Raw genomic sequence first — 8,441 nt, 5'->3', positions numbered from 1 at the left:
GCCGATCACGCGGCGGTGCGGGCCGCACTGGCACGGGACCGTGCCACGCTCCAGGACACCGAGGCCGGGCTGCGGCGCGACCAGGAGGCTCTGAGTGAGGCGCGGGCGCAGCTCCCGGGCGTCGGGAGCACGGCCGACACCCTGCGCGCGAACGCGGACACCGCCCGCGGACACGCACAGGACGCGGCCCGGGTCCACGCGGACACCCGCGAGACCCACGAGCAGGCGGAGCAGGTGCTCCGTGAGATCGACGACCGGATCGGCAACGCCCTCGGCAGACGCGACGACGCCGCGGCCCGCCGGGTGTCGGCGGAGACGATGCTGCCCAGGGCGACCGGCCCGGTGCTGGCCGCCGGCCCCTCGACGCTCCCCACCTCGCACTCGACCCTGGCGTCCGCCGCCCCGCGCTGGCCGGGCTCGGGCCGCCCCCGCGCGGCGGGCCCGTCCACCGGCAACACACCGCCCGCCGACGACACGGCACCCGCCGGTGACACGCGTCCCGCCGGCGACGGGGACGGCGATATCGGCGGCACCGGGAACGAAAACCTGGGGGGCGACGCACTTTCGGCCGAAACCACGACCGATCCGATCACCGCCCCGATCACCGCCCCGATCATCACCGCCCCGATCATCGCCACCACTTCCGAACAGGACAGCGCGTTCGACGCCCTGGTGGGCGGCAACTCGGGTGAGGGCAGCGGCAGTACGTCCGCCGACCTGCACACGGCACCGGGGGACGACGCGGACCACGCGTCGCACCGCCGCATCGCGTCCCAGCCCCCGGCCTTCCAAAGGCGGCAGGCCCGAGGGAACGCGGTCGACACCCGCGGCGACGGCCGTTGCATGCTCTACACGTTCATCGGCACCGACCCGCAACGGGTCCGCGACGCCCTGCCCGGTCTGCGCAACGAGGCCCCGGAGACCTACGCCTGGCTCGGCCGGCCGAGCCAAGTCCGCGCCGGACTGCACGAGTTCACCCACTGGGATGCGCAGACCTCCCCGATGCCCCTGGCCGGCCGCCATCTGATGGTCGCGGCGGACCGACTGCGCAACCTCGCCGATCAGCGACTGCTGGATGCCCACGTCACGCGCCCGTTGCCGCCCGAGGTGGTGGGCCAGGTACGGCAGGCGCTCGTGAGCTGGTTCTCGAAGCGCACCGCGGCCATGAGCCGACCCGAACTGCTCAACACCCTCGGCGAGTACGGCATCGAAGGGGTGACGGAGCCGGAGCAGCTGGACGATCTCGACGCGCGCTACGTCCAGGCGCTGACCGCGGACAACGGGACCGGCCCGGCGACACCCGGCGCCCCGGCCATGTTCGACTATCTGCGCGACACCGGCCGGCTGCCCACACTGGACGACCTCTCCGACGAACAGCTCCGCACACTGCTCGGACAGGGCTACACGGTGAGCGAGGCACAGTTCACCGACGCCGAACTGGCCCACGCGGTGGACGCCGTCGACAACTGGGCGGAGAGATACGAGAACGACGAGGCAGAGGTGTTCCTCCCCCTGCTCGCGGACACCCTGGACCTGGCGGTGGAGGTACTCCGGCCGGGCCCGACGGCCACCACGTCCACCGTGACCCTCATGGGGCCGGCCACCGCCACCCGGGTCATCGAGGTCCACTACACCAACCTCAACCACTACAGCGCGACCGACGCCGACATCCTCATCGTCGACCCGACGACCATCACGCCGTCGAGCGCTCCCCGGGGTCCGGAGGACGCCAACAGCCTTCAGCCGGGCGGTCGTTACCGTCCCGCGCCGACCCGCGATGCCGCCGACGACCTGCCCGCGTCACAGGTCGCCGACCCGGCTCCGAAGAACTCCTGGTTCGGGCTGCGTGCGTATGCCCCTCCCGCCGTGCACAGCACGGAGCGGTTCGATCCGCACGCGGATCAGAGCAACGCGCCGCGTCCGGGGGTCCTCAGCGGTGCGACGACACTCGTGCGTACGAGCATCCGTCGTATCCAGGCGCCCAACGGTCAGTGGGTCCGGGACTACACGCTCAACCTCCCGGTTACCACGACCGATCCGTCCCACACCGCTCAGCTCCAGGAGCGCATCACGCGTTTGCTGGACGCGCACCTCAATTCCGGTCTTGAGCTGCCCAGTTCAGGCGATCAGCTGCACGTCACGCTCAACCTGATCGACGACCCGTCCCACCCCGAGGCGATCACTCTCACCGACACCGAGAACCCGGTCCGCGCCGACCAACTCCACCTGGACCTGGGCCACTCGGACGCGGACCTCCTCCACGAGGTCCTGCACTACCTGGGCCTGCCGGACGAACAGCGCGACAACGACTTCCTGTTGCGCAACCATCCCAACAGCACCACCGTCCGCACCACGGGCCTGATGGCCGACACCCAGAACCCGGTCGACATTCCCCGGCGTTACCTCCGCACCATCGAGAATGTCACCTCCGCGGGCCCTCAACTCCACGATCACGCAGGCCAGTTGGTGGGCGGCCCGGTTCAGGACCCCGACACCACCCCCATCCCCGCCGACTCCTCCCTCACCTGGCCCACCTCCAGCGCCCCGGCCGTCCCGCCGTCCCCGCGGGGCCAACTCCCGTCGACGTACGTGACGTCCTACGGCTCGCTCCCGGACGGGACGGTCGGGTTGGTGTACGCGGAGCCGTTCTCCGACGAGGTGATCGAGGGGCTGCACGGTCAGGTCTACGAGGCGCTCGGGTATCCCGATGACGTGCCCGAGTCGGTGCGCGAGCAGGTGCGGGACGTGTTGAGCCGGGAGAGCCTCGCGCTTCAACTGCCGTATCTGCGCTCGAACGGCGGGTATCGCGTCACGGTCCGGGTGGACGGGCGTGATCGTACGGTCGACGTGCAGTTGACGTTGTCCGATGCTCGGGAGTCGTTGCGGCAGGGCCGTTTCGACACGCGTGACCCGGACAAGCATGTCGAGCGGCGTGGGTTCGGTACACGGGAGAACTTCTCCACTCAGCCGTCGGGGACGTATCGCACGGTGCAGGTGCCGTGGACCGGTTCGCGGCCGATCACCGCGCCGCTCGCGGTGCGGGCGGTGGACGGGTCGGTGACGTTCTCCCTCACGCACAACCAGGCCAGCGACGCGACGACCGTCACGCAGGCTGTCCAGACGACTTCGGCCCAGCGCTCCAACGAGCCTTCCGATCCAGTGGAGTTCACGACCAACTGGCGGGTGCGCGTCGACGCCCCGGCGGTCACCGCGACCCCGGCCACGACGGCCACGGCGCCCGCCCCGGACGGGTGGAGCGCGCCGGTGTCCCACGGTCCCACCACGATCTGGTTCCCCCGGCATCTCACCACCGCCGACCCGGCGCCGGGTTCGCTGCCCGCGGCCGCCGATCCGGCCGGTCTCCCGCTCTACGGCGTCGATTCCGTGATCGACCCCAGGGCCCTGTACGAGCATGCCCATCAGACGTTCCACGCCCATCTGGACGCCACCGCCGCCGGGCAGGTCGCGGACTTCCTCTCCGAGCAGGTGCTGCGCGGCACGCTGCCGATGCAGATCCATGGCGGGCTCTACTCGCCCGTGATCACCGACGCCGACGGCAACGCGGTCGGCATGCTGCGCCTGATCACCCGGCCGGGGACCAGTACTCCGCTGCGGGAGAGCACCGCGGGGCAGATCAACCTGGAGAGCCATCTGGTCAACACCGCGAAGATGGACCTCTCCTCGAAGTACACCAGCGGTATCGGGTTCACCGCCAGCGTCGCCGGCGCCCTCACCGGCGACCACAGCGAGGGGCACCCGGACGCGTCGAGCGTCGTCGGCGGCAGTCTGGGCCTGCGCGCGCAGGCGCAGGCGACCGTCACCAACACGTACAGCGCGAGCAGTTCCGCGGGCACGATGCACGCCATCCGCACCAACCAGAGTCATCTGCTCGCCCAGACCGCCGTCACCTACGAGGTCACCCTGATCCGGCCGGACGGCCGCGAGATCGACGCGCCGGACCTGGACCTGACGCACGGCATGGATCTACGGCTGCTGAGCCGGACGACCGCCGCCGGACGCACGCCGACCCCCGCCGAGACGCGTGAACTCCCGCACTCGCTGGAGCGGTTGGACGGCATCGGGCTGAGCGCGGCCCCGCTCGACGTCACCGGCACGGACGAGCTGTTCGACCGGGCCGAGGCGTGGCTGCGCGACCGGGGCTTCCTCCCGTCCGCGCCCACCGGCATCGGCCTGGTGCGGAACTACGAGCCCGAGCACCAGATCCGGTTGCACGCGCAGCTCAACAACCTGCGCCGGTTGCGTGAGGCGCGTTCCCGTACCGGGTTGCGCGCTGCCACGGACGCGATGGTCGACGGCGGTCACGCCCTGCACTTCGAGGTGCCGACCGGCACCGACACCGGAGTGCGTCGGGTCCGGCTGCTGCTCACCGCCGAACGCGACACCACGCAGGCCAGCCGGCACGACCTGGTCCTGCCGGGCGTCCAGGTCATGGGTCTGGCCCAGATGGCAGGCAGCGACGCCGAGCAGCGGGGCGAGTCGTACAGCGGTGCGCTCGGGCTGCTGGCCAGCATCAGTGGGCCGGTGGGACCTTGGGGGACCCTCGGGGGCGGCCTCGACTACCAGCGCGGTCCCCAGGTGACCCACGGCGACACCGTGGGCGGTGCCACGGGGCACGACCAGTTCTTCATCGCCACCAACCAGAACAGCCACGCGTTCGACGTGCCGGTGCGGCTGGCCCTCGATCTGTACGCGAACGACGCGGACGAGCCGAGCGTGCGGTTCGGGCAGGACATCAACCGGGCGGCCCAGGCTGCCGCCCCGGCCGTCGCCGCGGCCCCAACTGCCCCGGGTGTGCCGCCCGTTGCTCCCGCGCCGCCGTCGCCGACGGTCACCGGCACGCTGCGGCTGGCGGTACCGGAGGGCCGTACCCGCACGCCGTCGGCGACCCCCGCGCCGCCCCCGGCGCGGGTCGACGAGGCGCCGCGTCCGGTGGACGACGAGGACCGGGAGCGTCTCGAAGGGACCGACGCCCACGGTGTCCCGCACCCCGACCTGGTGCGGATACCGGACGACGCGCTGATCGACACCGTGCGCGGCTCCGCGGCCATCGAGTCGGTCTTCCGGCGGGCCGCCGCGGTGATCCGCCGACAGGCCCAGCAGGCGCAGCCGACGACGCCCGCCGTCCCGGCCACCGGCCCGATCCTCCCGGTGGCCGCCGCCGCGATCCCGCCCGCCCCGGCGGCTCCCGGCACCGCCGCCGGGCCGCAGCGCACGGGTCTCCCGCCGCTGGCCGGCCAAGGGCTCACGGACAGTACGACACGCGCCGCCGAGACCCGGCACGCGGCGATCACGCCGGGCAGTCTCGTCGCGCACGGCCACGAACTGTTCAAGAACTCCTACGTAGTCGAGGGCCTGAGCCTGCCCGGGACGCTCGCGGACGGGCAGTACACGCTGGAGATCCAGGCGGTCGCGCACCGGCCCCGGCTGTTGGACACCACCCGCCAGTACCTGGAGACCGGCGTCTCCGCCACCGACAGTGCCCAGCAGCTCAAGTCCCTCGGCAAGGCACGTCAGTGGGGCACCACCGGCGTGGCCACCCAGAACCCGTCCACGCCGGCGGAAAAGGGCAGCGGCGGTCCCGAGTCGGACGGTTCGGTCTCCACCAGCCAGACCAGCGGCAAGCCGAACAAGCTCCAGCTCAACCCGTCGATACGGCTCAACCAGGTGTCCCGCGCCGACACCTCCGACACCCTCTCCGCCAGCACGGGCGTCAACCGCACCCCCACCGAGAGCGGCAACCTGCATCGCGTGGTCGCGGACGTCACCTATGTGGTCACGGTCCGCGCGGGTTCCCGCACGCTGCTCAACGGGGTTCGTGACCTCGGCACGATCGAGCCCGTCAGCTTCGCGGTGAACGTCCCGGACGGCCTCCAGTTCCTGATGACGCAGGGCCAACTCGACCGTGACGCACGATGGATGGGCTCGGTGCAGGGACTCACCCCCACGCCCGTACAGGGCCAGGCCCCGCTGCCGACGGCGTTCGTACAGAACTGGCAACTGGGTCTCGGCGGTGTCCTCTCGGTCACCGAGTACGAGACGGCCCCCGCCCCCGCGGCCGTCGCCGGCCAGATCCCGCTGGTGCCGGTCAACGGCAGGGAGCGGCGCGGCGAGGTCGGGCGCGCGCTGCTGGACCTGGTCGAGACCGAGGCACCCGGCGTGATCACCCCCGGGCACGCCGGTTACCAGCAGGGCGTGCACAGCCGGGTCGCGCAGCTCACCTCGACCGCCGGACTGCGCTCGCTGCCGGGCCGCGGCCCGGACGGCACCCAGGACCCGGCCACCACCCGCTTCCACTTCCGCCACCACGCCTACGGCGGTGAGCGGTTGGTCGAGGTCATGCTGACGGCGGTGCCCCGGCGGGCCCAGAACCTGGCCGGCATCCGGGGGACCACGACGCCCGGCTCGGGTCTCGAACAGTGGCAGTCGCACACCGCGGCGGGCCGTTCCCTCGCCCGTGCCGCGGTCGGGCAGGTGCAGCTGCCGATCACGATCACCAACCGCTATCTCCGCCCGTTCCGGGATCCCGAGGACTCCAGGACGGACCGCGCCGCGCCGGTGCTCACCCCGCAGTCGGCCGGCAGTGTCTCGGTGCGACGGGCGACCACGGCCGACAACCGCTTCTGGCTGCGCACCGACCACGGCGCCGACTTCGACGGCCTGCGCTACGACTACGAGCTCTCCGTCCGCTCCGCGCTGGTCGCCGACTGGCCGCCCAATGTCATCGGCGGTCTCATCCAGAACGGAGTCATCGCCTGGGCCGACGCGGACGGCGACGTACGCCGGTGGATCGACGCGATGCTGGCAGGGGGCAACTCGCGCACCAGCACCGTCCCGGTCCGGCTGGCGCTGCGGTTCACCGGCACCGAGGCCACCGCACTCGCCGGCCAGGCCCGGGTCAACGCCCCGTCCGTCGTCTCCGATGTCGACCCGCGCAACACCGTGCGGCCGGCCGGCCCGGCCGCGGGCCCGTATCTCACCGACGCGCAGATGTTCCATCCGGTGGGGCCGACCCCGGCGTTCCACTTCGACGGCTGGGCGCATCTGGAGACGGCGCTGAACCAGGTGGCCCCGCGCCTCGGACGGAGCTGGCACGCGCAGATCACCTCCGTCTCGGTGGAGGGACAGGCCGTCCGGCTGGGCCAGTTGATCCAGGCCGGACGGGCCGCCCTCGACCGCCCCCGGCGGGTCGCCGACCTCACCGCCGAGATGCCCGGCACCGCGCCCTTCGAAGGGGCACCGTCGCACCCTCCGACGATCGCGGTGACCCTGTACAACCCCCGCCGTTCCACGCACGCCGACGACGTCACGCTCGACCAGCTCCACAACACCACCGACACGGTGAGCACCGCCGCAGGCGCCGACCACTCCTTCGCGACCTCGTTCACGGAGCTTCTCAGCGGCGACGAGGACAACCACGAGATCGGCGGTCTCAGTGTGCCGCTCGCGCAGCGGCAGACCCAGCCCTCCGCCTTCGGCGGCACCACCACCGGCAGCCGCCGCGACTGGCTGAAGTCCGGCAGCACCTCCGCGCCCGCCAACGGGGCACGCGGCACGCGCAGTTACGTCGTCGACGCCGATGCCCACCTGCTCGTCGAGGGACCGCGGGGCACCCGGCACGTCACCGGTACGGTCACCCTCCGCATCGAGGAGCGTGACCTGCTCGGCCACGGTCTGCTCACCCCGGCCGAATTCCCGCCGGACGTCCACGACCTGCCCGCGCTCGTCCCCGACTGGGCCGACGCCGAGCCGCACACGCTGCCCGAGCGCCTGCACAACGCGATTCCCGTCGGCAGGGACGGCGTCCAGTTCTGGGTGGCTCTCGGCGACGACCCGCAGGGCGCCCGCCTCGGCCAGGCCCTCTACATGGCCTCCCGTACGGCCGTGCTCGGCCATCGTCCGGTGGAACTGATGACGCGCGACCAACAGGGCGTCCGCCGCTGGGAGTTCACCGCTGAGGGCGCCCTCGTCACCGCCGACCCGGACCTGACCACCGCGTGGAACGCCTTCGACGCGCAGGCCGAAATCCTGCAGAACGCCACCGACACCCTCGCCGACACCCCGCGCCTGCTGAACCTCCGCGTCGCCGCCCGCCGACAGGCCAACGGGGTGTACACGGCCGCGCGGACGGTCCACCAGGAGGCGCAGGCCGCGGTCACGGACGCGACGTCCGACCACACGCGGGCGAGGACGGCGGTCGCCGACTCCGCCGAGGCCGTGCACCGGGCCGAGGCGCTGGTGACCCGGCTGAAGCGGGAGCTGACGGAGGCGCAGCGGGCCGTAGCCACCCTGCCGTCGGTGATCCAGCAGCATGCGCGGGACGAGATCCGGGGCCGCCACGACCTCCGGACTGCCCTGGCCGCGCTGACGCAGGCCGAGAACGCCGTGCGCGCCGAGCGCATCGCCGCCGCCGAACAGGCCGC

1 pseudogene is annotated in these 8,441 nt (G+C 72.5%); it reads left to right on the top strand.

The window, feature by feature from the left end:
* Positions 1 to 8,441, top strand: a pseudogene (locus JHN45_RS48550) (hypothetical protein); the annotation flags it as partial.

Source organism: Streptomyces sp. MBT53 (assembly GCF_016654115.1).
Classification (GTDB): Bacteria; Actinomycetota; Actinomycetes; order Streptomycetales; family Streptomycetaceae; genus Streptomyces.
This window is presented reverse-complemented; position numbering and strand designations above follow the sequence as displayed.